This is a genomic window from Cohnella thermotolerans DSM 17683 (genome assembly GCF_000429825.1).
Taxonomy (GTDB): domain Bacteria; phylum Bacillota; class Bacilli; order Paenibacillales; family Paenibacillaceae; genus Cohnella; species Cohnella thermotolerans.
The window spans coordinates 1-23572 of the sequence record NZ_KE386965.1 but is presented as its reverse complement, the minus strand read 5'-3'; the positions used below and the strand labels follow the sequence as shown (position 1 = coordinate 23572).

Genomic DNA, 23572 nt, shown 5'->3' with positions numbered 1-23572 from the left:
GCCAAAGAAGCTCAGAGTCTGAGCTACATTCGCCCGTCCCGCCGAATTTCGGCCAAAGAAGCTCATGTTCTGAGCTTCTTTCTCTTTTCCGCAAGAGCGTCCGCCATAGAAGCTCGCGGTCTGCCAACGTCCCTCCCCAAGCCCGCCCAAAAGATATCGTTAATAGGGTTAACAGGTATAATCACTCGGATTGTTGGGAGGTGGGGGGTGCCCTAGAATAAGGAAATCGACGGTGCCTCCGGCCATTTAGCAGAAGAAAGAGAGTGATTCCTATTGTGTTGAAGCGACTTCTACGTCACCGGTATCTGAAGCCTGCGCTTTGGACCGCGGTCGTCGTCGGCGTCCTCGCTTGGTGGATTTACGGTACGCCCAAGGGAACGGTGCACGCGAATCTCATCGCGGATCTGGACCAACTGCAGACCTACGCGGAAGGCAGCTACCAGAACTATCTCAACAAGTATGCGAGCGCGCCCAGGCCCGCGGAGACGGTCCGCATTCCGGGCGCTTCCTACTCTTCTTCGGATTGCGATTGCGAGGTGCTGTCCGAATACGAAGGCGCTTCGGACCCTGTGCTCCGAACGGGAGACACCGGGTCCGTCACCTGGAAGTTCGACGTGCCCGCGGAAGGCTTGTACCAGATCAAGATTCGTTACTTCACGGAACCGGGAAAAAGCGCGGAGATCGAACGCCAGGTCGCCATCGACGGGAAGCTTCCCTTCGACGAGGCTTCCTCGGTCACGTTCGACCGGGTATGGCGCAACGCGACGGAGACGTTCAAGCGGGACAACCGGGGGAACGAGATCCGCCCGAGCCAGGAGGAGGTGCCTTCGTGGCTGGAGGCGCCTTTCCAAGATTCGCAAGGACTGTACTCCGAGCCTTACCGGTTCTACTTCACCAAGGGCGAGCACACGCTGACGCTTACAGGCCTTCGCGAGCCGATGGTCGTCGACTATCTGGAGCTGTACCAGGAGCCGGAGCCGCCGACTTATGCGGAGCTTAAGCAGCAATACGAGGAGCAGGGCTACGCGAAGACGCAAGGCGTCGAAGTCAAAGTGCAGGGGGAGAACGCGACGCTCAAATCTTCGCCGACGCTGTATCCGGTCTCGGACCATTCCAGTCCCGCCACGGAACCGTACAGCGCTTCCAAAATCCGGCTGAACACGATCGGCGGCATCAACTGGCGGCTGCCCGGCCAATGGATCGAATGGGAAGTGGAGGCGCCGCAGGACGGACTCTACCAGATCGGATTGAAGGTGAGGCAGGACCAGCTTCGCGGGCTGTTCTCGAACCGGAGGCTGGAAGTGGACGGAGCCGTGCCCTTCAAGGAGATGGAATCGATCCCGTTCTACTACAGCCCGAATTGGCAGATGGTCGTTCCGGGAGACGGGAAGGAGCCGTATCTGTTCCATCTGACCAAAGGCAAGCACTCGATCCGGTTGGTGACGGACCTGGGCGAGGTCGCCTCGCTCGTCCGAACGGTGCAGTCCAGCATGCTCGAAATGAACCGAATTTACCGCAAAGTGCTCGTCATTACGTCGGCCGATCCGGACCCGTTCCGCGACTATCAGCTTGGCAAGCGCATTCCGGAGATGGCGGACGTGTTCCGGCGGCAGAGCGACGTCCTGTATACCGTCGCCGAGAAGCTGCGGACGATTACCGGAGAGAAGAGCGACAAGACGGCGATTCTGTACATGCTGGCCAAGGAAATGCGGGATTTCGCCGACAAGCCGGATTCGGTGCCTTCGAACCTGAAGCAGTTCAAGACGGATGTCGGCTCGCTCGGCACGTGGCTGCTGACCGTGCGGGAGATGCCGCTGCAGGTCGATTACCTGACGCTTGCGAGTCCCGAGGAGAAGCTGCCGAGGGCAAGAGCGACAACGCTGGCTTCCATCCGGCACAATCTGTCGACCTTCGCCTACTCGTTCCTCGAAGATTACAACTCGATCGGCAGTTCGGCCGAGGGAAGCAAGAAGGTGACCGTCTGGATCGGCACCGGGCGCGATCAGGCTCAGGTCATCAAGCAACTCGTCGACGACAGCTTCACGCCGCTCAAGAACATCGGCGTCGACCTGAAGCTGGTCGACATGAGCACGCTGCTGTCGGCGACGCTCGCGGGCCAAGGCCCCGACGTCGCGATGATGATCGGCAACGGCGACCCCGTCAACTACGCGATGCGCGGCGCTTCTTACGACATCAGCAAGTTCCCGGACTTCGCCGAGGTGGCGAAGCGGTTCGAGGACAGCGCGATGACGCCTTACCGCTTCAACGGCGGCGTGTACGCCCTGCCGGAGCAGCAAGTGTTCGACGTGCTGTTCTACCGGAAGGACATTCTGGAGGAGCTGGGGCTTCAAATTCCGCAGACGTGGGACGACGTTTACAAGATGCTGCCGGATTTGAAGAAGAACAACATGGACTTCGGCCTTCCGATTCTCAACACGAAAATTCAGCAGCCGCCGGCGCTGCCGATCAACGAGGCGTTCGCGATGCTGCTCTACCAGCACGGGGGGAGCTTCTACAAGGAAGACGGCGTCGCCAGCGATCTGGACAGCGAAATCGCCATGTCCACGTTCCAGCAGTGGACGGATCTGTACACGGCGTACCAGTTCCCGGTCGATTACGACTTCGTGAACCGGTTCCGGCTCGGCGAGGTGCCGATCGGCATCGACGCCTATACGACCTACAACACGCTGACGGTGTTCGCTCCGGAAATTCGCGGCCAATGGGGCTTTACGCTCGTGCCCGGCACGAAGAAGGAGGACGGCACGATCGACCGCACCGTGTCCAGCAACGGCACGGCGGTCATGATGCTGAACGCGGCCAAGGACAAGCAGGCGGCGTGGGAATTTATGAAGTGGTGGACGGACAAGGAGACGCAGGTCCAGTACGGCCGCGAGATGGAGAGCCTTATGGGCGAGTCGGCACGGTATCCGACGGCGAACATCGAAGCGCTGGCCGAGCTGCCGTGGCCGGTCTCGGACTATAAGACGCTGGCCGAGCAGCGGCAATGGGTGAAGGGCATTCCCGAAGTGCCGGGCGGCTACTTCACGGGCCGGATTCTGGACAACGCCTTCCGGAAAGTGATCAATTCCGGCGAGAATCCGCGGGATTCCCTGTACGACCAAGTGGTGAACATGAACAACGAAATCGCGAACAAACGCAAGGAATTCGGCTTATCGAGCAGATCGGGGGGATCCGCGAGTGGTCAGAGCGGAGATTGAACGACCGGGCAAGCCGCAGCGGTCCGCGCGCATCGTGCGGTTCGCCCCTCTCTCGCGCACGCTGCGGGAGATGAAGAAGCACAGGCAGTCTTACGTGCTGATGGCTCCCTACATGCTGCTGTTCTTCCTGTTCACGGTGCTGCCCGTCTGCATCGCGATCGTTTTCAGCTTTACGTATTTCAACCTGCTGGAATTCCCGAAGTGGATCGGCTGGCACAATTATACGCGGATGTTCCTGGAGGACGACGTCTTCCTCATCGCGGTCAAGAACACGTTCCTGTTCGCCGGCATCACGGGGCCGATCAGCTACTTGATGTGCTTCGTGTTCGCCTGGCTCGTCAACGAGCTGAGGCCGAAGACGAGGGCGTTGATGACGTTGTTTTTTTACGCGCCTTCCATCTCCGGCAACGTGTTTTTCATTTGGCAGATTATTTTCTCCGGCGACCGTTACGGATACGTCAATGGGTTTCTGCTCGATCTGGGGCTCATCAACCAGCCGATTCAATTTTTGCGGGACGAACATTACGTGCTCTGGATCGTTCTGCTCGTTCAACTGTGGCTGAGCCTCGGCGTCAGCTTCCTGGCCTTCATCGCCGGGCTGCAGACGGTGGACCGCTCCCTGTTCGAGGCCGGCGCGGTGGACGGCATCCGCAACCGCTGGCAGGAGCTGTGGTTCATTACGCTCCCGGCGATGCGGCCGCAGCTGCTGTTCGGCGCGGTCATGCAGATCACTTCTTCGTTCGCCGTCGCCGACGTGTCGACGCAGCTCGCGGGCTTCCCCAGCGTCAACTACGCGGCGCACACGATCGTCACCCATCTGGAGGATTACGGCACGATCCGCTTCGAGATGGGCTACGCTTCGGCCATCGCGACCGTTCTGTTCGTCGTCATGGTCGGAGCCAATATCATCGTGCAGAAGCTGCTGAAAAAGGTAGGTGACTAGCCCCATGAGCGCCATATCGACTCCCAAGCAGAAGCGGCTCAACCGATCCTTCGCGGGGGACTTGTTCCTGTTCCTGTTTCTGGCCGTTTTCGCCGCCTTTATGGTCGTTCCGCTGGTTTACACGATCAGCAACGCGCTGAAGCCGCTGAACGAGCTGTTTCTCTTCCCGCCGACGCTGTGGGTCCGGCATCCGACGCTCAACAACTTCATCGACTTGTTCCACCTGATGTCGAATTCGTGGGTGCCGTTCACCCGCTACATTTTCAATACCGTCTTCATTACGCTGACCGGCACGGCCGGGCACGTCATTATCGCTTCCGCGGCGGCTTATCCGCTGGCGAAGCACAAATTCCCGGGCGCGCGAATTTTGTTCGCGATCGTGGTGCTCAGCCTTATGTTCTCGCCGAAGGTCACGAACATTCCGAACTATCTCATCATGTCGTGGCTCGGCTGGATCAACACGTACGCGGCGATCATCGTGCCCGCGTTCGCCTACTCGCTCGGCCTGTACCTGATGAAGCAGTTCATGGAGCAGATTCCGGACGCCCTGCTCGAAGCGGCCAAGATCGACGGCGCCAGCGAGTACCGGATTTTCTGGCAGATCGTCATGCCGCTCGTCAAGCCGGCTTGGCTGACGCTGACCATTCTGTCGTTCCAGACGCTGTGGGGGACGTGGGGCGGCAACTTCATCTACAGCGAGCAATTGAAGACGCTTCCTTACGCGCTGAATCAGATCGTCGCCGGCGGCATCGTCCGGGCGGGCCCCGGCGCGGCCGTCGCCATGTTCATGATGATCGTGCCGGTGACCATATTCATCGTGTCCCAGAGCAGCATCATCCAGACGATGGCCAGCTCCGGGATGAAGGAGTAGAGGCATGAGACCAACACATTGGATGCGCAAGCTTGCCGTCTCCGCTGCGCTAACCGTCGCGCTCTCGCTGGCCGCGACCCCCGTGCAAGCCGCCGTTCCGTACACGGGTTACACCTACGACGGCTGGGGCGAAGAGACCTGGTCGCCCGCGGCTTACGCTCCGGCGGGCGTCGTCACCGGAGAAGGGCTCGGAATCGGCCCGTTCAGCGCGCCCGAGGATCTGTACGTAACGGCGGACAACCGGATCTTCGTCGCGGATACGGGCAACAACCGGATCGTGGAGCTGGACGGCCAATACAGGTTCGTCCGCAGCTATGACAAGTTCGACAACGGCGGCAAGGAGGATACGTTCAACAAGCCGCAAGGGGTGTTCGTCACGCAGGCGGGCGCCATCTACGTGGCGGATACGGGCAACCACCGGGTCGTCCGGCTGGACGAAGGCGGGAAGGCCGGGCTCATCATCGCCGCTCCCAAATCGGAGTTTTTCGCCGCGGACTTCGTCTTCGATCCGAAGAAGGTAGCCGTCGACTCCGCGAACCGGGTTTACGTCATCGCCGATCACGTCTTCGACGGCATCATGCAGTTCGACAGCCAAGGGGCGTTCGAGAGCTACTTCGCCGCGAACCGGGTCAAATACGGCGTCGCCGATTACGTCTGGAAGAAATATTTGTCCACGGAGGCGCAGAAGGAGCGGATGATCTCGTTCGTTCCGACCGAATACACGAACATGGACCTGGACAGCCAGGGCTTCGTCTTCACGACGACCGCCGACAATTCGGGCGCGTCGCCGAAGCCGATCCAGCGCCACAATCCGACCGGGACGGACGTGCTGATCCGGCAGGGCTTCGCCAATCCGTCGGGCGACCTGCAATACAATCCGGCCAAGGGCCCTTCCCGGCTGGTCGACATCGACGTCGGACCGGACGGCACGTACAGCGCGCTCGACAACAAGCGGGGCCGCATCTTCACCTACAGCTCCGAAGGCAAGCTGCTTTACATTTTCGGAGCGATCGGCGACCGGGTCGGCACTTTGCAGGAGCCTGCGGCGCTGGAGCGCGTCGGCGAAGACATTCTCGTGCTCGACAAGCACGACCTGCGCTTCACGATCTACCGGCCGACGCCGTTCGGCAAACTGGTGAACGAAGCCGTGCACAACGACTACATCGGCAATCAGAGCAAGGCGGCAGAGCTGTGGAAGCAGGTGCTCGAGCTGGACGCGAACCTCAACATCGCCTACATCGGCGTCAGCAAGGCGATGCTGCGCCAGGGCCACCACGAAGCGGCCGTCAAGGACGCGAAGCTCGGTCTGGACCGGTTCGCCTACTCGAAAGCTTATCAGCGTTATCGCAAGGATGTGCTGAAGGAGCATTTCAACACGATTCTGACGTCGATTCTGGGGCTGGCCGTCCTGTGGGCCGCCTGGTCGCAATACCGCAAATTCAAGCGAAGAAAAGGGGGAATGTCCGATGTGGAAGGAGCTTCTTAAATTTCCCTTCTACGTGACCGTCCACCCGTTCAAAGGCTTCTGGGATTTGAAGTACGACAACAAAGGGCGCGTGGCCATCGCGCTCGCGATTCTGTTCCTCGTGTCGGTGGCCGTCATGTACCAATACCAGTATTCGGGGTTCGTCGTCAACAAGCATCATCCGAATTCATTCAACAGCCTGATCCAGCTTCGGAACGTCATTTTGCCGTTTTTCCTGTGGTGCGTGGCGAACTGGTCGCTGACGACGCTGATGGACGGGGAGGGGAAATTCAAGGAGATCGTCGTCGCTTCGGCTTATGCGATGCTGCCGATCTTCCTGCTGTTCATCCCGTCCGCTTTCTACAGCCGGTTCATTACGGTGGAGGAATCCGCTTTCTATTACTACCTGAACAGCTTTGCGATCGTCTGGTTCCTCTACCTGCTGTTCGTGGCGACGATGACCGTTCATCAGTACACCGTTCTGAAGACGCTGACAACCATTTTCCTGACCATCGTCTGCATGGGCTTCATCGTGTTTCTCTGCATGCTGTTTTTCAGTCTCGTTCAACAGATGTACAGCTTCGTTTTTACGATCTACAAAGAACTGCAGTTTCGCGGATAGGGGGCGGATCAGATGAAAAAAATACGCGGCATCGTCGCCCTGATCGTCGTCCTCGCACTGGGCTTCGGATGGTACGGGTACAACCGGTGGAACGTTGCGCCGGCCATCGCCGATGTCCCCGACTTGCGGGACGCGGCGGTGCGGCCGGCTACCGCCGCCGATACCGGCTTCACGAAGCCGGCCGTTCCGCTCGAAGGCATGGAGGGCGTCGCATCCAACGGCAAGCTGTCTCTCTATTACGACAAAGATACGTTCGGCATCGCCGTCCGGGACGAGGCCGGGAACGTGTGGCGTTCGAATCCCGCCAAAGCGCAGGAAGACGCGCTCGCCAACGCGTCCGTCCGAGACCAGCTGTCTTCGCAGCTGATCGTCAATTACAGCAATAAAACCGGCCAGCAATCGTCGATGACGTCGGGCCAGGACAGCGTGCAGCTGAAGCAGGCTGTCGCCGAGCCGATCGAGGGCGGGCTGAAGGTCACCTACACGATCGGGAAAGCGTCGAGCGGCATCGACGTTCTTCCGAAGCGCATCAGCGCGGAGCGCTACCAGTCGCTCATTCTGGACAAAGTCGGCAAGAAATACGAGCGCTACCTGTTCAAAGCGTACAAGAACGACAACAACAAGGACGTCTACGAACGCAACGACAAAGAGCTGACCGCGCTGGCGCTGAACAAGGTGATCGCCGCCTTTAAGGAAGCGGGGTACACGGCCGAGGATCTGGCCAAGGATAACGAAGGGGCCGGCGCGTCGGCGGACCGGGAAGTGTTCAAGGCGGCCGTCGAATATACGCTTCAGGACAATCAGCTGGTCGTCCGGGTGCCGACGAAGGAGATCGAATATCCCGGGTCGTTCCCGCTGACCGAGCTGACCGTGCTGCCCTACTTCGGCGCGGCCGATACGAGCGATCAAGGTTATATGTTCGTTCCGGACGGCTCCGGGAGCCTGATCTACCTGAACAACGGCAAGGAGCGCTACGAAGCCTACACGCAGCCCGTATACGGGGACGACGGGGGCACGTGGAACGGGGAGATCGACGACGATCCGACGATCCAGCCGATCCGCCTTCCGGTGTACGGGATGAAGAAGAACGATGCCGCCTTCGTGGCGATCATCGACCAGGGCGCGGCGGTCGCGACGATCCATGCCGAGGTCAGCCGCATGAAGAGCTCCTACAACAGCGTCTATCCCAGCTTCCAGCTGCTCGCGCAGGAGAAGATCAATCTGTCCGCGACGACGTCGGACTCCAGCACCAAATCGAAGCAGATCGCCGTGTTCCAGCAGCGCCCGGTCTACTCGGACTTCTCCGTCCGGTACGCCTTCCTGTCGGGCGACCAGGCGAGCTACACCGGCATGGCCGCGTACTATCGCCATTACCTGCAAGCGCAGCAAGGGCTGACGAAGCTGGAGAAGAAGGATTCCCTGCCCTTCTACCTGGAAGTCGTGAACGGCATTCCGAAGCGGGAATCGTTCCTCGGCATTCCTTACAAGGCGCTGCTGCCGCTGACCACCTTCAAGCAGACGGAGACGCTGATCGGGAAGCTGAAGGAGCAGGGCATCGACCAGTTGAAGGTGCGGCTCTCCGGTTGGTTCAACAAAGGCGTCAGCCACAAGGCCGCCGACCATGTCGATATCGATTCGAGCCTCGGCGGCAGCGGCGGCTACAAGGATCTGGTCGCTTACGCGAAGCGGGAAGGCGTCACGCTGTACCCGGACGTCTCGTTTACCCACTTGTATTCGACGGGAGGCAAGTACAGCGAGTCCAAAGCCGTCTCGCGCTACGTCAACCGGCAGGCGGCCTGGGTATGGGAACGAACGGATTGGGCCCGTCCGTTGTCCGCCCGGCTCGTTCCGTACGTCGTGGACCGCTTCCTGAGCGCATACGGCAAGTACGGAGGCACGGGCCTTTCCGTCCGCAACATGGGGCACATGCTGGAAGGGGACTACCGGCGGGGGCATGTCGTCGACCGCGTACAGGCGGAAGAGATCGACAAGCAACAGCTGGAGAAAATCGGCAAGCAGCTTCCGGACGTGATGGCCGACGGCGGCAACGCTTACGTTCTTCCGTACGTGAAGGACGTCGTCGAGGCGCCGATGACGAACAACGGCTACAACCTGACCGACGAATCGGTTCCGTTCTATCAGATCGTGCTCCACGGCTTCGTCGGCTATTCCGGCGCGCCGCTGAATCTGTCCCCGGAAGCGGACGTGAAGAAATACGTGCTTCAATCGATCGAATACGGGTCGAACGTCTATTTCAAGTGGATTTACGCCAGCAACGACAAGGTGCAGAACACGGATTTTACCTATTTGTATTCCGTCAACTATGAGACGTGGTTCCAGCAAGCCGTCGACGCTTACAACACCGTGAACGAAGCGCTGCGCGACGTGCAGGACAAACCGATCACGGATCACCGCAAGCTGATGGAAGGCGTCTACCGCACGACGTTCGAAGGCGGCAAATCCGTTACCGTCAATTACAACCCGTATGCCGTCACGGTCGACGGCCGGGAGATCAAAGTCCAAGATTTCGCCGTCGGAGGGGAGACCCCATGAGCAACCCGAAGCGTTCGTTCCAACAGAGGAAAGCCTTGACCGGCATGCTGTTCCTGACGCCCTGGTTCCTCGGGTTCGTGTTCTTCTTCGCGGTCCCGATCTACAATTCCATCCTCTACAGCTTCAACGAGCTGAAGGCGACGGATACCGGCTATTCCCTGACGTTCAAGGGGTTGGAAAATTACAAGCAGGCGCTTTATGTGGATCCGAATTTCGTGCGCGATCTGATGACGGTGGTCGGAGAGATGATCGTCAACGTTCCGCTCATCCTCATTTTCAGCCTGTTCATCGCCGTTCTTCTGAACCAGAAGTTCATCGGACGGGCGTTCGCCCGCTCGATCTTCTTCCTGCCCGTCATTCTGGCGTCGGGCATCGCAATCAGCATTACGAACGCCGGCTTCATGCAGCAAATTATGCAGCAGGCGCTCGCGTCCAGCGACCCGACCGGCGCATCGGCGAGCGGCTTCCTGCAGAGCGTCGAGCTTCGCTACATGCTGCTTGATATCGGCGTCAGCGAGACGATCGTCAATTATCTGACGGGCGCGGTCGACCGAATCTATGAAATCATCAGCCAGTCGGGCGTGCAGATTCTCATTTTCCTGGCGGGCTTGCAGTCGATCTCGCCTTCGCTCTACGAAGCGTCCCGAATCGAGGGGGCGACCGGGTACGAGGCGTTCTGGAAAATCACGTTTCCGATGGTCAGCCCGCTTATTCTGACGAACCTGGTGTACACGATTATCGACTCGTTCATGAACAACAAGATTACCCAACTGATCGATACGACCGCCTTCAAAAACTTGAACTTCGGGCTCAGCTCGGCAATGGCCTGGATCTACTTCGGCATCGTCGCCTGCATTTTGGCCGTCAGCGTGTTTATCGTATCGAGAAGGGTGTTCTACCACGAATAAAAGAGGAGGAATGAACATGAGCCATAGCCCCGGCGCGCCGGCGAAGGCGGAAGGAGCCGCGAACGATCCGGTCCGGGCGGCCGCCCCGCGCCTCGAGACGGCCATGGAAGCGGTCAAGCGGCGCTATCTGAATATCGACAAATGGGCGAAGCGGCTCTGGTCGCTTGTCCGGGCGATTCTGCTCATCGGCATGGCGTTCGTCATTCTGTATCCGATTCTGCTGAAGGTATCCGCGGCGTTCAAAACCGTCGAAGACCTTACCAATCCGACCGTCATGTGGATTCCCGAGAAGTTCTCGCTCGAGAACTTCCGGACGGCCATCGACGTCATGGATTATTTCGACGCAATTCGCAACAGCTTCGTTCTGTCCGCGGTCACGACGATTTTGCAGACGCTGAGCTGCGCCCTGGCCGGCTACGCGTTCGCCAAGCTGCCGTTTCGGGGAATCAACCTTCTGTTCGCGGGCGTCATTCTGACCATTCTCGTGCCGCCGCAGACGATTCTCGTTCCGAGCTACGTCAATTTCAAATCGTTCGACGTATTCGGCCTGTTCCATTTGACGACCGGCCACGGCCTCAACATGCTCGGCACGTATTGGCCGTTCATTCTGACCGCCGCGACCGGCAACGCGCTGAAGTCCGGCCTGTTCATCTACATTTTCCGCCAGTTCTTCCGCGGGCTCTCGAAGGAGATCGAGGAGGCGGCGTTCGTCGACGGGGCGGGCGTGTTCAAAAGCTTCGTGGCGATCATGCTGCCCAACGCGATTCCGGCGATGGTGACCGTCATGCTCTTCGCGTTCGTCTGGCAATGGAACGACACGTTCTTCACGTCGAATTTCCTGCCGAACATGAATACGCTGACGAACGCGACGCTGGGCCTGCCGTACAAGGTGAGCGTGCTGCTCGGCGGCGGCGCCGGAGGCTCCGCCCAGATCGACCCGTTCCAGGCGTCCATGCTCGTCGATACCGGCCTGCTGCTGTCGATTTTGCCTCTGATCGTCATGTATTTCTTTGTTCAGCGCTACTTCGTGGAGAGCATCGACCGGACCGGCCTTGTTGGATAACCCGTTATTCGGAGCCGGCTCGCGTCCGGAACCGGCATCTTCGTATCCTGCCCAGTGGCGGGAACGGCCGCTCCGCCGCCGCATCCGGCAGGGAATGATTGCGCTTACGAAAGTATAATCACTAGGGTCAAAAGTATTGTTTGTAGGATTGTAGCCTAACGGTAGCCCAACTACAATAACAGTCATCAACCATTAAGTGATGGCCAGAAGCCGCCAGCTTGAATGGAATTCGAAGGGGAGGTTGTGCAGGTTGAAGTCAACCAAAAAAATGCTTTTGCTGGCCCTGTCCGCCGTGTTCGCGCTGTCCTTAACGGCATGCTCGGGCGGCAGCGACAACGCAAGTCCGAGCGCCAGCCCGTCCGAGCCGAGCCCAAGCCCAAGCGCCAGCCCGTCGGCGAGCGCGGAAGCGTCCCCGTCCGCGTCGTCGGACGAGATGGACTTCGATCTCGGCGGACGCACCATTACGATCGCGGCCTGGTGGGATGCGACGCCGGCCGGGAACACGCCGTCCGAGAAGCAAATCTTGCAGAACATCCAAGACCTGCAGAAGAAGTATAACTTTACGCTGAAATTCGAGAACGTCGCGTACGACCAAGTCGCCGAGAAGACGACCAGCTCCGTGCTCGCCGGCCAGCCGTTCGCGGACATCGTCCGCCTGACGCGCGGATGGATGTTCCCCGGCATCATCGGCAAGGACATTATCCTTCCGCTCGACGATGTTCTGACCGCCAGCGGCGCGGACAAGGAGAAGTTCGTCGGCGAACCCGTGGCGAGTCTGGCGACCTTCGGCGGCAAGCTGTACGGCTGGGGCGACAATCCGTATTTCGATTACAGCGGCATTCTTTATAACCGCACCCTGCTTCAGAAGCTGGGCATGAAGGATCTGGTCGAATACGTGAAGGACGGCACCTGGACGTGGGACACGTTCAAGAAAGTCGCGGCGCAAGCGACCCAAGGCGACAACTACGGGTTCGTCGACTTCTCCTCCGACTTCATGGATTTCGCGCTCGCTTCCAACAACGCCGACCTGATCAATCTGAACGACAAGAAGCAGTCGCTCGACGACCCGAAGACGCTCGAAGCGCTGCAGTTTACGCAGGACGTCATGAACTCGAACGTCTTCCCGGCCGGCACGCGCAGCGACTATCAGTATCCGGGCCCGGCTTTCCGCAAAGGCAACGTGCTGATGTATCCGGTCTACAACTGGCAGACCCAATCGGTGAAGCAGGACATGGGCGACGTCGATCTCGGCTTCGTTCCGTTCCCCAAGGGTCCTTCCGCATCCGAGTACTATACCGCTGCGACGGAGCCGAGCTTCTGGACGATTCCGAAGGGCGTCAAGGACCCGGAGAAGGTGCTTTATATCTTCAGAAAAATCTACGACGTGCCGCCTTCGGACGAATATCCGGGCCAATCGACGCTGGAATCGACGTTCACGAACCAGGACGATATCGACATGGCGATCGAAGCGTCGAAGCATCTGAAGATTCTCGACTACAAGCTGCTGATGTCCGTTTATCAGAACGACTTCTATCCGATGGTCGACGACCTGACGACCGGCAAGAAGTCGCCGGCTTCCGCGGTCGAAGCCCGGAAGTCCATCTTCCAGAAGGCGATCGACGATTCGGTGAAATAGCCGCTAAGAGAGACTCCGAGGAGTCCGGCCGATGGGCCGGGCTTCTTTGTCGTTGCGTAAGGTGCATCCCTTCGCTTCATCCTTCAACGGACCGTGGTTCCCCTGTTTCGCCCCCTATCGCGCCCTCTATCCGCGTGAAGGTCTGCCCTCCGGAATGTCTTCGAGCACGGTCGGCGGGTCGATAAATTAGCGTTCTTTTGTTTTCCTAACGGCGTTCGCGCGCAAGAAGGGTGGAACAGTTGATTTTTGAACGGCACCATTAAGTTAGGATAACAAAAAGACAAAATTCGACGCTAACACGAGTTGTTTGGTTAATATTTGGCGAAATTACGTTTAATCCAAAGGAAGAAAACGATTTATATATTAAAAATCTTTTTAATTAGTTAGCATAATACATATTGTTTTTATAATAACATGTAGTAAAATTAGGGTATCGAGGCAAAGGGAGGACGTTTGGACGATGATGATGAATACGCTTTCTGCCGAGACCCAACCGCATCGGATGCCGAATGCTCCGTTACCGGACCTGTCCGAACCCGGCGAGGAAGAGATCCGGCGGATTCAACGAACGATGGTTGTCAAATTGGCCGAGGACGATTCGAACGCCGCCGAAGAGCTGGAGTTGAAGCACTTCGCCGCGCAGAACGTTCTGGAGGATCTTATCGGCCGGGCCGGAACCGTGTTTAGCGTCCATAAGCATACGTTCGGCATCGTCCTCTACGGGACAAGAAAAGAATTGACCGACGAAGCGATGGAGAGGCTCGGGACGTTCCTGGATTCTTGTCTGGCCAAGTACGCCAAGGTTCGGGTGCGAATCGGCATCGGAGACCCGATGGACACGTTCCTGGATTTGAACAAATCGCTGGCGGCCGCCCTTCATGCGGTCGAGTGCCGATCCTCCCGATGCGCGGCGGATGCGACCCATCCTTTCGTGGAAGAGGCGAAGGCGCTGCTCCGGCGGAACTGCGGAGACGGCGTCAGCCTCAAGTCGATCGCCAAGCAGCTGTTCGTCAATCCCGCCTATCTCGGAAGGCTGTTCAAGAGCTACGCGGCGGTCAGCTTCAACGATTATTTGGTGCAGGTCCGCATGGAGAAGGCGAAGGAGCTGCTGATGACCACGGATATGAAAATTTACGAGATCGCGCACGAGGTCGGGTACCGGCAGCTCGACTGGTTTTATAAGAAGTTCAAGGAGTATACGGGATACAGCGCGAAGGAATTCAAATCCAGACGCTTGTAAGCGGATAACTTGCAAATCGACTATTCAAACGCCGCAGTTTTGATACAATGAGGGAAGTAGACAAAACGGAGTGAACCACGATTGAAAAAAGTGACCATGCAGCAAATCGCCGAGCAGGTGGGCGTGTCCAAGTTCGCGGTGTCGCAGGCGTTGTCCGGCAAGCCGGGCGTGGCGGAAGAGACGCGAATGAAGATCGTCCAGGCGGCCAACGAGCTCGGTTATTTCTGGAAAGCCCGTTTGATCAGGAAGTCGTCGCCTTCGGGACCGGAGTCGAAGAGCAAATCGGCCGCAACGGCCAAGAGCACCGTCATTATCCTTATGCCGAACGTTCGTTTTCAAAGCAGGGAATCGTTATTCTGGGGGCGAATCATCGACGGGGTGTCGGCGGCGCTGGCCGAACGGGAAGTCGGCGTCATGATGGTGACCGAGAACTATTCCGAGCGATCGCTCAAGAGCATTAATCCGGACGGAGTTCTGGGCCTGATCGGCATCGGGTACATCGCCACGCAGCTCCTCCTCGAAATCCGCCATGCGGGTATTCCGTTCGTCCTGGTCGACCACGAAGACCCGCTCATCCCATCGGATACGGTGTTTATGAACAACTACGACTGCATGCGCCAGATGACTTCCATCGTCGTCCAATCGGGCCATCGCGACGTGCGCTTCGTCGGCAGCCCGAAATATTCGCGAAGTTTTCACGACCGCTGGCTGGGGTTTCGCATTACAATGGAGGAGGCGGGGCTGCCCGTCCCGGTCCCGAGCGAAGATCCGCTGCTGCAGTTGGAGGACGACGCCTATCTGATCGTCGACAAGGAGATTCCGATGCTCGTACAGCAGAACCGGTTGCCTTCGGCTTTCGTCTGCGCGAACGATTTCTTCGCCTATCTGGTGATGAAGGCGTTGGTGGCCAACGGGGTGAAAATTCCTGCGGACGTGTCGGTCACCGGCTTCGACCATACCGACGAGGAGACCGATCCCCGCCTGCCGCCGCTCAGCACCATCCATGTCCCGAACGCGATTCTGGGGAGACGAGCCGTCGAGATGCTGTTCGACCGGCTGGAGGAGCCCGAACGGCCGTTCGAGAAGACGTTGATCAACGGCAATATTCTGCTGCGGGATTCATTGAAGAAAGAGAAGGAAGGCGGCGAATAAGAAGGCGACGAGCAGGCAATCCTTGCCTCAAGAGGAAGGCCGGGCCTGCAGTCCGGGAGTCGATTCGTCGGCATCGCCGTCCGCCGGCGGCTCCGCTTCTCCATCCGCATCCGCAACCGCGTCGGGAGATCAACCGAAGGACGGAGGCAACCTTATTATCGGCGTCGCTTCCGACCCGATCATTCTGAACCCCATTTACGCGGGCGACCGCGTCAGCCTGACGATCGACCAGGCGCTGTACGCGCCTTTGTTCCAGGTCAACCACGGCAAGAAGACGTTCTATCTGGCGGACAGCGACGAGCTGTACGACAATCCGCTGCATCCCTATACGCAGGCGCTGCTGGCTTCCATCCCGGTGCCGGACCCGCGGGCGGCCGCCGAGAAAACCGTAACGAAGCCGGCGGATTTCCGGACGGGCGGGGAGACGCCCGAATTGCGGGAAGTCAGCCCCGGCCACTTCGTCGCGCTGCCGTAAGCGGGAGCGGGATCGAAGCTGCGGGGAAAAACGAGGAGGAGGGCAAACGATGGCCGTACCGGAACAAGCAAGGTTGTCCCAATGGGACGCGTTGATGGTGGAAGGGCTGCGGCGGCTGGGTTGGACGGACGACGAGCTGATCGAGCGGGTGAAGCGGGGAACCGACCTGCCGAAGGACGAGAGCGTCTTCCAGTTCAACTACGGGGAACTGGCCGCCTTCGCCGCGAGGGAGCCGGAGACGTTCGAGGCCGCGGTGCGGGAAGGGTACCGGATCAAGTACAACACGGTCCGCGGCATTCGGAGCTGGATTGCGGTCGCTTTCGGCAAGGAGCCGAAGCTGGAGCTGGAGGAGGGCCGGGAAGCGGTCACGGCGGAGCTGACGCCCGCCGAGAAGGAGCGGCTCGAATCGGTCTTGTCCTTCGGTTGGGCGATCGCGTCCGTGCCGGGGGAAGCCGGCGTCTATCGCGTCGAGCCGGTGAAGCGGTATTGAGCTTTTGGTAGTGGGCGGCCCCCGCTGTCTCGCGTTGTCTGCAGGCAGGGGGCCGCTCAAGCTCGAGCACCCGTGCCGGCAGGCTGTGGGCCGCCGGACTTGGAAGGGTGCCCAGCTTGATCGTCCTTGGGCGGCTTGCCGCTTCCGGCTCCGACCGGATTACGGCCAGCGGCTCGCCCGATTCCTCAATAAACCGACGCGACCGAGCTCGTCGCCTTGATGCCGTTCGTTCCGTTAAACACAAGCTGCCCCCAAGATGTCAGCGTCGTCCAATCGCTGCTGCTCGCCAGGTCGAGCCAGGCGTTGGCGCTGTCGTTGCCGGTCCATGACCAGGCGAGATAGCCGATTCCTTTGGACTGGCACTGGTTCATCACTTCCTGGGCATCCACTTTGCTGCCAAGATTGTTGTTGCCGTTGTTATAGTTGTATCCGAATTCGCCGACCATGACGGCCAGGCCCAAGTTTTTGATCGCTTGCAATTCCGTGCCGATCATGCTTGACGTGTTCCAGGATCCGTACATGTGAATGGAAAACATCAGGTTATGCTGCGGATCGTAATTCAATAGCGTCGTACCGTAGGTCTTGATGGGGGAGTCGTTCTGTCCCCAGCCGGAGCCGTCGATGACGAGCGTGTTCGTAATTCCCGCGTTGCGAATCGTCGTAATGGCGGTTTGGTACGCGTCGCGCCATGCGGCATCGGTCAGCGAGCTGTCGCCCCATTCGTTGGCGATGTTGACGAGCAAATATTTCGCATTGTTAATCAAAATGGACTTGATACTGCTGTCCGCATAATAGCTTGCCATTGCGTTCAAGGTGGAAGTGCTGTTGCTGCCGGTTCCGTCGTGAAGCTCGATGATGCCGATCAGTTTGAGCGCTTTCAAACGATCGACGATTTGCTGCAGCCGCGTGGCCGAACCGCTGGTGCTCCAGACGACCCGGACGGCGTTCGCGCCATTCGCTTTTATGGTCGTCAGCGCGTTGTAGGCTTGGGTATCGTACCAAATGTGGGGATTGTTCACGCCCCGAATGACAAACGTATTCCCGTTGGCATCCTTAAGCGTGGAGCCGCTTACATAAAAACCCGTTGCAGCCGCCCGGCTATTGGGACTGGCAACGGTGAAGCCGGACAACCCAAGCAGAACAACCGCAAGGAAGGCGAGCGCTTTCCATCCTTTTCTCACAACATCATCTCCTTTGTTTATTTGGGTCTTGGTCCCACTCAAATCGAATCCGGATTTGCCGAATAACAACACCTCCTTCGTTAGTTAATTTGTTATCAAAAACAAAAAAACCAGTTCCATTCCACAATCAAATATACTCTCCTTTCCAGAATGTGTAAACGGGGATCATTTGACGAAAAACCGCCTAAAATCCCGATATTCGCAAAGTTTTGTCGTGAGAATCGATCGCGGAATGGTGTTTTTGTTATTTCGTTTCAAGTGAAAATTAGTTATCTATGTGAAATTTGTTATCTGTGCAACCCGATGCCGGGCCGAACCGTCCTTTACATGCAGTTGCCTAAACGGGATCATCCGCGGCCGATTGAGCTTGTACGTGGACTATTACGTCTACACCGGAGGGGCTCACGGCATGACGGCACGCCAGCCTTACACGTTCGATCTGGCCACGGGGAACGTGCTGACGTTGAAGGAAGCCGCCGAAGGCAATGCGAATTACGTCCCAATCATCAACGCGGAGATCGCCAAGCAGATCAAAGTCCGGAAGCTGGAGCTCCTGACCCCGTTCAAGACGATTGAGGCGGACCGTCCTTTTTACCTGAACCATAACGGGCTCGTCATCTACTTCGAACAATACGAATATACGCCGTATGCGGCGGGCATGCCGGAATTCGTCATTCCGCTCAAGGCGTTCCGCTGACAAGCCTGCCGCCGGACGGTTGCCGGAAATCCAAATATAGGGTATTCTATTAACAAATCATATTCGTGGCAAAGCATGCCCGAACGGATATCGCGAAGATGCGATATCCGTTCGGGCTTTTTTGTTGCCGACGATCAAGGAGGAGCGAACCGATGCATCCGAACGCCGAGAAGTGGATCGGCCGCCATTTGCGGGCCGGGGAGGCGCGTCAATTTCGGGAGGAGCTGGATATTTTCCTGAGTGAATTATTAGGTCCGTTAACCGACTATCGTTTCCGGGGATTGAAGGCGGGCTATCCCTTTCCGCATATCCCGCTCGAAGGCATTCTCTATTTGCGTTACGAGAAGATCGGCAAGCGGCCGGTAGCGTTCCAACTGATCGGCGAGCCGCTGAAGAACGGCGATGCCGCCGACCGGTCGTACCGCAAATATTTGGAGCAGTACAACAAGCTCGTCCTGGAGGGATGGGCCGTATTGGGCTTTACTTCGGAGAACCTCAAGGACGATCCGGACATCTGCAAAGATTTCATGCGGCGGCTGTTCGAGCTGAATTCGGGCGCTTGAAGCGGAACGGCCGGGCAGCGGATATCGAATCAGCCATGCAAGCTTCGTTCGAAGCCGGTCCGCCAGGTCGGATAGAGCGGCTTCCAGCCGTAAAGCTGGCGGTCCTTGGCGTTCGAGGCGCCGCGCGATTCCCGTCTCGGTTCCCGTCCGTGCGCTTCTCCAGGCCGCCGTCTTCGCCGCTGCCGCTCTGGCCTTATGCGCGTCCGGCCAGCGAGCGTGGGCTATCGGATTTATTTTTGTCGCCGCAGTCGACATGATGTTGGTATATGCGCTCAAGTTGTAGGCAACACTACAGAATGAAGTTGCTCCTTTTGCACAACTTACAATTGTATTTACGGAATAGGTGTGGTAAGCTTGACACATAAATGGAGACCTGAATTCACAAATTGTAAAGGGTTGTCCTTTTAGTGAAGGTTAACCTTTTCCAATATGTGAATTTTTTTATTTCAACCCAGAATAAAAAAAGCACATGTATATTTTAATTTTGGAGGAATTGCAATGGCACAAGGAACAGTTAAATGGTTCAACCCGGAGAAAGGCTTCGGCTTCATCGAAGTGGAAGGCGGCAACGACGTATTCGTGCACTATAGCGCGATCACGGGCGAAGGCTTCAAAACCCTCGACGAAGGCCAACACGTTGAGTTCAACATCGTGCAAGGCAACCGCGGCCCGCAAGCCGAGAACGTCATTAAGCTGTAAGTTTACGGCTCTGTCCGTGACCCCAAAAAGCCCTTGCCACCAGGCAAGGGCTTTTTGGGCGATTTCGGCCTCCAAGCGGAACGGATTGGCCGAACCGCCTCCGTGCGTGTCATTCTTGGTTAACAAATACGTTCTCTTGAATCTGCCGTTCAGTCGGTTGAAAACGAAGCCGAAGCGGCGACCCGGGAGCTGCCATAGGAAATGGCGGGATCCTTAATTTTCCCCTCCCCAGTATAATAAACTTCGACGTTGCAGCGATCCGGCACCGTTCCTGGGCTTAAGCGGATTTTCCAGTCGTTCGCGCTTGGATTCTTGTTCGAAGCAACCGCTGCCGGCGATGGATCAGTTTTTTCATTTTTTCATCTCCCCCAAAATCGAGGACATTGAAGTGACTATTTAAACTATACTACGTTTCCATAAAGAAGCAGCTAACCCGCGACCAGTTAGCCGCTTCTTTACATTAATAATTTTTCCAGCTTGCCGTTTGAATCGTATTCGGCACCGGTTTCCATGCGGAGCCCGATCCGCGTAAGGTATCCGAAATAGTTGCATTAACTGGGCGGCACGGAGCCGGACCGGTTTTTTAAACTGTGATTCTAGACGAACAGATGCCATTACTAACAGACCAAAGGTGCCGTAAATTCGTCTTTCTGGGACATTTTACGCCATTAAATGAATATCTTAGGATGAAACCCTTGCGAGGAGTGAGGTGAGGCCGATGATGCCATCCCGAGCGGCGATCGAACGAACGGAGCGCTTCGCGGCGCGCAATTACCATCCGCTGCCGATCGTCGTCGCCAAGGCGGAAGGCGTCTGGGTGGAGGACCCCGAGGGAAGGCGCTATCTCGATATGCTGAGCGCCTACTCGGCGCTCAATCACGGGCATCGGCATCCGCGAATCGTCCAGGCGCTCAAGGACCAGGCCGACCGGGTCACGCTGACTTCCCGCGCTTTCCATAGCGAGATGTTCGGGCTGTTCTGCGAGAAGCTGGCGGCATACGCGGGCAAGCCGAAAATTTTGGCGATGAACACGGGCGCGGAGGCGGTGGAGACGGCGGTCAAAGCCGCCCGGCGTTGGGCGTACCGGCGCAAAGGCGTGCCGCCGGAGCAGGCGGAGGTGATCGTCTTCGAGGGCAACTTTCACGGCCGGACGATTACCGTCACTTCGTTCTCCTCGACGGAAGCCTACAAGCAAGACTTCGGCCCGTTCACGCCGGGCTTCAAGCTCGTTCCGTACGGGAACCTGACGGCGTTGGAGACGGCCATCACTCCGAACACGGCTGCCGTGCTCGTCGAGCCGATCCAGGGCGAAGCGGGCATCGTCGTGCCGCCGGCCGGATATTTGGCGGGAGCGAAGGCGCTGTGCGCCAAGCATCGCGTCTTGTTCATCGCGGACGAGATTCAGACGGGATTCGGCCGGACGGGTCGCCGATTCGCCTGCGATTGGGAAGGCGTAACGCCGGACGTGCTCATTATGGGCAAGGCGCTCGGCGGCGGCGTCATGCCGATCTCGGCGGTGGCCGCGGACGAAGAGGTGCTCGGTCTGTTCGAGCCGGGCTCGCACGGGTCGACGTTCGGCGGCAATCCGCTCGCTTGCGCGGTGGCGATCGCCGCCTTGGAGGTGCTGGAGGAGGAAGGGCTGGCCGAACGGTCGGAAAGGCTGGGCGATTATTTCATCGGCCGGCTGCGGGAGATCAAGAGTCCCTACACCCGGGACATTCGCGGCAAAGGCTTGTTCGTCGGGGTGGAGCTGGACCGGGAAGCCCGTCCGTTCTGCGAACGGCTGATGGCGGAAGGGCTGCTGTGCAAGGAAACGCATGAGAGGACGATTCGCTTCGCGCCCCCGCTGGTTATCGCCAGAGAGGAGATCGACTGGGCACTGGAGCGGATCGAGGCCGTGCTGGCCGCGGAATAAGCGAGTTCCTGAAGCCGACGGAGAGGGCGATGGAGATGGACATCACCAAGAAAGTAAGGCTCATCCGGGTCCCCTTCTGGCTGGGATGCGGTCGCGCGGGGACGGAGCTGGGGCCGGAGAGCATTCTGAAGGCCGGTCTGCTGAGTCAGCTCAAAAGCATCGGGGCAAGCATCGTCGGGGATAGCGAGGTGGATTGCCACTTTCATTCTTTAGGTTACCCCGGCGCCGGGAAAATCAAGTATATGGCCGAAGTGCAGGAGATGGGCAGGCTGGTGAGCGAGCATGTGTCGCGGGCCGTGTCGATGGGTTTTTTTCCGCTGGTGCTGGGGGGCGACCATAGTCTGGCCATCGGCTCGCTGGCCGGGCTGACCGCCCATTACCGCAACTTAGGCGTCATCTGGATCGACGCGCATTGCGATCTGAACACGGAGGATACGTCGCCTTCGGGCAACGCCCACGGCATGCCGCTCGCCGTTGCGCTTGGGAAGGCAAAGTTCAAGCTGACGGACATTCCGGGCGCTTCGCTTATAAGCAAAGAGAATCTGGTCATCGTCGGGGCGCGGGACATCGATCCGGGAGAGAAGGAGCTCATCCGTTCGGAAGGGATCGCCTGCTTCACGATGCACGACATCGACAAGCTCGGTATGGTGAAGGTTGTCGAGCGGGCGATCGACATCGCCGGACAAGGAGCGGACGGCGTCCATCTGAGCTTCGATATGGATGCTCTCGACCCTTCGGAAGCAGCAGGCGTCGGAACGCCGACCCCCGGCGGCCTGAGCTATCGGGAAGCCCACCTTGCGATGGAGATGCTGGCCGAATCCGGCATCGTCAAGTCGATGGACCTGGTGGAAGTGAACGGGGTTCTCGATTACGACAGGCGGACGGCACGCCACGCGGTCGAGCTGGCGGCATCGCTGCTGGGCAAACGGATCTTGTAAGAAAAGGGCGGTGGCCGGAGAAAGGGCTGCCTTGCCGGGAAGCGGTCGCGAGGGCGAACGCTTGCGGCGGGGCAGCCCTATTTGGCTCGTGAGGCTTGGACGGCAGCGTTACTTGTTGGTGCTGTGCTGCTTGCCCGGCAAGACGTTGCCTTCGTTGCCGTGGCCGCTGCGCTTGTTTTTCTCCGCTTTCTTCTGCGTATCGTGAACCTTCTCGACAAATTCGCGCGTGTTGTCCAATGGCTTTTCCTCCTTGGGGGATTGACGATTTTAAGATGTCCGTTAACGTGGAAACTATGCCCAACGTCTCCCTGGATCTACGAGTCTGTTCCGCCGACGCTTGAACCCGACTTCGTTGGAACCTTAAGATAGAGACAAACGACGAATGACGGGAAGGGTAAAAATGATCGAAGTAGCCGCGGCCGTTATCGAGGACGAAGAGGGACGAATTCTGATCGCGCGGCGGCGCGAAGGCAAGTCCCAGGCGGGATTGTGGGAATTCCCCGGCGGGAAAATCGAACCCGGCGAGACCGCGGAAGCCTGCATCGTCAGGGAACTGCGCGAAGAGATGAGCATCGACGTCAGTCCGGGAGAATACTTGGGCGAGAACGTGCACGATTACGGCGACATCCGCATTCGTCTGATCGCGCACAGGGCCAAATACATAGGAGGCCGAATCCGTCTCGCCGATCACGACCACTGTAAATGGGTGAAGCCCGGCGACCTGACGGGTTACGAGTTCGCCCCGGCGGACGCTCCTTTCGTGGAAAGGTTGAGCGGGGAATTTGGCGTGCAGGAGGGGGATTCGCAGGAATAATGTTTACGAACAGTACGTTGGCGTACGTCACTGTTTGTTTCGTTACTATGCGGGGAGCGACCGGGCACCAATTGCGCCGGCAAGTAACACCAAGCACGTTTCAATCCACGCTCCCGCGCGGGGAGCGAC

22 protein-coding genes and 1 pseudogene are annotated in these 23572 nt (G+C 58.4%); 21 read left to right on the top strand and 2 right to left on the bottom strand.

Going from position 1 to position 23572, the window contains the following annotated elements:
- Positions 1–278 precede the first annotated feature (278 nt).
- The 14 genes and pseudogenes from G485_RS27995 to G485_RS0123425 all read left to right on the top strand — a co-directional run bounded on the left by G485_RS27995 (position 279) and on the right by G485_RS0123425 (position 16636).
- On the top strand, positions 279–3218 hold the full coding sequence (locus G485_RS27995) for an extracellular solute-binding protein (RefSeq protein ID WP_240489257.1): 2940 nt from the start codon (positions 279–281) through the stop codon (positions 3216–3218).
- Between the two features lie 70 nt (positions 3219–3288).
- Positions 3289–4161, top strand: a complete 873-nt coding sequence (locus G485_RS0123480) for a carbohydrate ABC transporter permease (protein WP_156922563.1) — start codon at positions 3289–3291, stop codon at positions 4159–4161.
- 4 nt (positions 4162–4165) lie between these two features.
- Positions 4166–5032, top strand: a complete 867-nt coding sequence (locus tag G485_RS0123475) for a carbohydrate ABC transporter permease (protein ID WP_027094545.1) — start codon at positions 4166–4168, stop codon at positions 5030–5032.
- A 4-nt stretch (positions 5033–5036) separates the two neighbouring features.
- Positions 5037–6518, top strand: coding sequence for an NHL repeat-containing protein (locus G485_RS0123470; RefSeq protein ID WP_027094544.1), 1482 nt, complete (start codon positions 5037–5039; stop codon positions 6516–6518).
- Positions 6499–7119 (top strand): Yip1 family protein, encoded by a 621-nt coding sequence (locus G485_RS0123465; RefSeq protein ID WP_027094543.1) that lies wholly within the window; start codon positions 6499–6501, stop codon positions 7117–7119. The genes G485_RS0123470 and G485_RS0123465 overlap by 20 nt, the downstream gene beginning before the upstream one ends.
- 12 nt (positions 7120–7131) lie before the next feature.
- On the top strand, positions 7132–9672 hold the full coding sequence (locus G485_RS27990; protein WP_051318531.1) for a DUF5696 domain-containing protein: 2541 nt from the start codon (positions 7132–7134) through the stop codon (positions 9670–9672).
- Complete coding sequence (locus tag G485_RS0123455) at positions 9669–10580, top strand: carbohydrate ABC transporter permease (protein WP_027094542.1); 912 nt, start codon at positions 9669–9671, stop codon at positions 10578–10580. Before G485_RS27990 ends, G485_RS0123455 begins: the two co-directional genes overlap by 4 nt.
- Positions 10581–10596: 16 nt before the next feature.
- On the top strand, positions 10597–11643 hold the full coding sequence (locus tag G485_RS0123450; protein ID WP_338027802.1) for a carbohydrate ABC transporter permease: 1047 nt from the start codon (positions 10597–10599) through the stop codon (positions 11641–11643).
- Positions 11644–11893: 250 nt separating this feature from the next.
- Positions 11894–13279, top strand: coding sequence for an ABC transporter substrate-binding protein (locus G485_RS0123445; protein ID WP_169732361.1), 1386 nt, complete (start codon positions 11894–11896; stop codon positions 13277–13279).
- 460 nt (positions 13280–13739) lie between these two features.
- Positions 13740–14519 (top strand): helix-turn-helix transcriptional regulator, encoded by a 780-nt coding sequence (locus G485_RS28660; RefSeq protein WP_051318530.1) that lies wholly within the window; start codon positions 13740–13742, stop codon positions 14517–14519.
- A 90-nt stretch (positions 14520–14609) separates the two neighbouring features.
- The gene (locus G485_RS0123435; RefSeq protein ID WP_240489260.1) at positions 14610–15671 is read left to right on the top strand and encodes a LacI family DNA-binding transcriptional regulator; all 1062 of its coding nucleotides are present in this window, start codon (positions 14610–14612) and stop codon (positions 15669–15671) included.
- Positions 15672–15693: 22 nt separating this feature from the next.
- Positions 15694–15966: pseudogene (locus G485_RS31150) on the top strand (ABC transporter substrate-binding protein); the annotation flags it as partial.
- Positions 15955–16146 carry an ABC transporter ATP-binding protein gene (locus G485_RS31145; RefSeq protein ID WP_240489259.1) on the top strand — a complete coding sequence of 64 codons (192 nt, stop codon included), beginning with the start codon at positions 15955–15957 and terminating at the stop codon, positions 16144–16146. The pseudogene G485_RS31150 and the gene G485_RS31145, both read left to right, overlap by 12 nt.
- A gap of 49 nt (positions 16147–16195) precedes the next feature.
- The gene (locus G485_RS0123425) at positions 16196–16636 is read left to right on the top strand and encodes a hypothetical protein (protein ID WP_027094537.1); all 441 of its coding nucleotides are present in this window, start codon (positions 16196–16198) and stop codon (positions 16634–16636) included.
- 185 nt (positions 16637–16821) lie between these two features.
- Here G485_RS0123425 and G485_RS0123420 read toward each other — a convergent pair whose 3' ends face one another.
- On the bottom strand, positions 16822–17817 hold the full coding sequence (locus G485_RS0123420; protein ID WP_027094536.1) for a cellulase family glycosylhydrolase: 996 nt from the start codon (positions 17815–17817) through the stop codon (positions 16822–16824).
- A gap of 361 nt (positions 17818–18178) precedes the next feature.
- Between G485_RS0123420 and G485_RS27980 the strand changes: the two genes are divergently transcribed.
- The 6 genes from G485_RS27980 (at position 18179) to rocF (ending at position 22629) form a co-directional block, all read left to right on the top strand.
- A complete protein-coding gene (locus G485_RS27980; RefSeq protein ID WP_240489256.1) occupies positions 18179–18514 on the top strand; it encodes an RsiV family protein in 336 nt (111 codons plus the stop codon).
- Positions 18515–18666: 152 nt separating this feature from the next.
- Positions 18667–19077, top strand: a complete 411-nt coding sequence (locus G485_RS0123410) for a hypothetical protein (RefSeq protein WP_027094535.1) — start codon at positions 18667–18669, stop codon at positions 19075–19077.
- Positions 19064–19360, top strand: coding sequence for a DUF2568 domain-containing protein (locus G485_RS31615; RefSeq protein WP_084423474.1), 297 nt, complete (start codon positions 19064–19066; stop codon positions 19358–19360). The genes G485_RS0123410 and G485_RS31615 overlap by 14 nt, the downstream gene beginning before the upstream one ends.
- A gap of 215 nt (positions 19361–19575) precedes the next feature.
- Complete coding sequence (locus G485_RS0123405) at positions 19576–19776, top strand: cold-shock protein (protein WP_027094534.1); 201 nt, start codon at positions 19576–19578, stop codon at positions 19774–19776.
- Positions 19777–20494: 718 nt separating this feature from the next.
- A complete protein-coding gene (locus tag G485_RS0123400; protein WP_027094533.1) occupies positions 20495–21691 on the top strand; it encodes an ornithine--oxo-acid transaminase in 1197 nt (398 codons plus the stop codon).
- A 29-nt stretch (positions 21692–21720) separates the two neighbouring features.
- Complete coding sequence (gene rocF, locus G485_RS0123395) at positions 21721–22629, top strand: arginase (RefSeq protein WP_420805834.1); 909 nt, start codon at positions 21721–21723, stop codon at positions 22627–22629.
- 108 nt (positions 22630–22737) lie between these two features.
- Here the strand turns inward: rocF and G485_RS29595 are convergent, their stop codons facing one another.
- Positions 22738–22866: a DUF4023 family protein gene (locus tag G485_RS29595; protein ID WP_035157917.1), complete on the bottom strand. Its 129-nt coding sequence runs from the start codon at positions 22864–22866 to the stop codon at positions 22738–22740.
- 163 nt (positions 22867–23029) lie between these two features.
- Here G485_RS29595 and mutT point away from each other — a divergent pair, with 163 nt between their 5' ends.
- Complete coding sequence (mutT, locus tag G485_RS0123385; RefSeq protein WP_027094531.1) at positions 23030–23443, top strand: 8-oxo-dGTP diphosphatase MutT; 414 nt, start codon at positions 23030–23032, stop codon at positions 23441–23443.
- The last annotated feature ends 129 nt before the right edge of the window (positions 23444–23572 follow it).

Bases quoted from the DNA above. Each gene is read 5' to 3' on its own strand.
- G485_RS0123480 (WP_156922563.1), top strand. From the start codon at position 3,289: ATGAAGAAGCACAGGCAGTCTTACGTGCTGATGGCTCCCTACATGCTG.
- G485_RS0123475 (WP_027094545.1), top strand. From the start codon at position 4,166: ATGAGCGCCATATCGACTCCCAAGCAGAAGCGGCTCAACCGATCCTTC.
- G485_RS0123470 (WP_027094544.1), top strand. From the start codon at position 5,037: ATGAGACCAACACATTGGATGCGCAAGCTTGCCGTCTCCGCTGCGCTA.
- G485_RS0123465 (WP_027094543.1), top strand. From the start codon at position 6,499: ATGTGGAAGGAGCTTCTTAAATTTCCCTTCTACGTGACCGTCCACCCG.
- G485_RS27990 (WP_051318531.1), top strand. From the start codon at position 7,132: ATGAAAAAAATACGCGGCATCGTCGCCCTGATCGTCGTCCTCGCACTG.
- G485_RS0123455 (WP_027094542.1), top strand. From the start codon at position 9,669: ATGAGCAACCCGAAGCGTTCGTTCCAACAGAGGAAAGCCTTGACCGGC.
- G485_RS0123450 (WP_338027802.1), top strand. From the start codon at position 10,597: ATGAGCCATAGCCCCGGCGCGCCGGCGAAGGCGGAAGGAGCCGCGAAC.
- G485_RS28660 (WP_051318530.1), top strand. From the start codon at position 13,740: ATGATGATGAATACGCTTTCTGCCGAGACCCAACCGCATCGGATGCCG.
- G485_RS0123425 (WP_027094537.1), top strand. From the start codon at position 16,196: ATGGCCGTACCGGAACAAGCAAGGTTGTCCCAATGGGACGCGTTGATG.
- G485_RS0123410 (WP_027094535.1), top strand. From the start codon at position 18,667: ATGCATCCGAACGCCGAGAAGTGGATCGGCCGCCATTTGCGGGCCGGG.
- G485_RS0123405 (WP_027094534.1), top strand. From the start codon at position 19,576: ATGGCACAAGGAACAGTTAAATGGTTCAACCCGGAGAAAGGCTTCGGC.
- G485_RS0123400 (WP_027094533.1), top strand. From the start codon at position 20,495: ATGATGCCATCCCGAGCGGCGATCGAACGAACGGAGCGCTTCGCGGCG.
- rocF (WP_420805834.1), top strand. From the start codon at position 21,721: ATGGAGATGGACATCACCAAGAAAGTAAGGCTCATCCGGGTCCCCTTC.
- mutT (WP_027094531.1), top strand. From the start codon at position 23,030: ATGATCGAAGTAGCCGCGGCCGTTATCGAGGACGAAGAGGGACGAATT.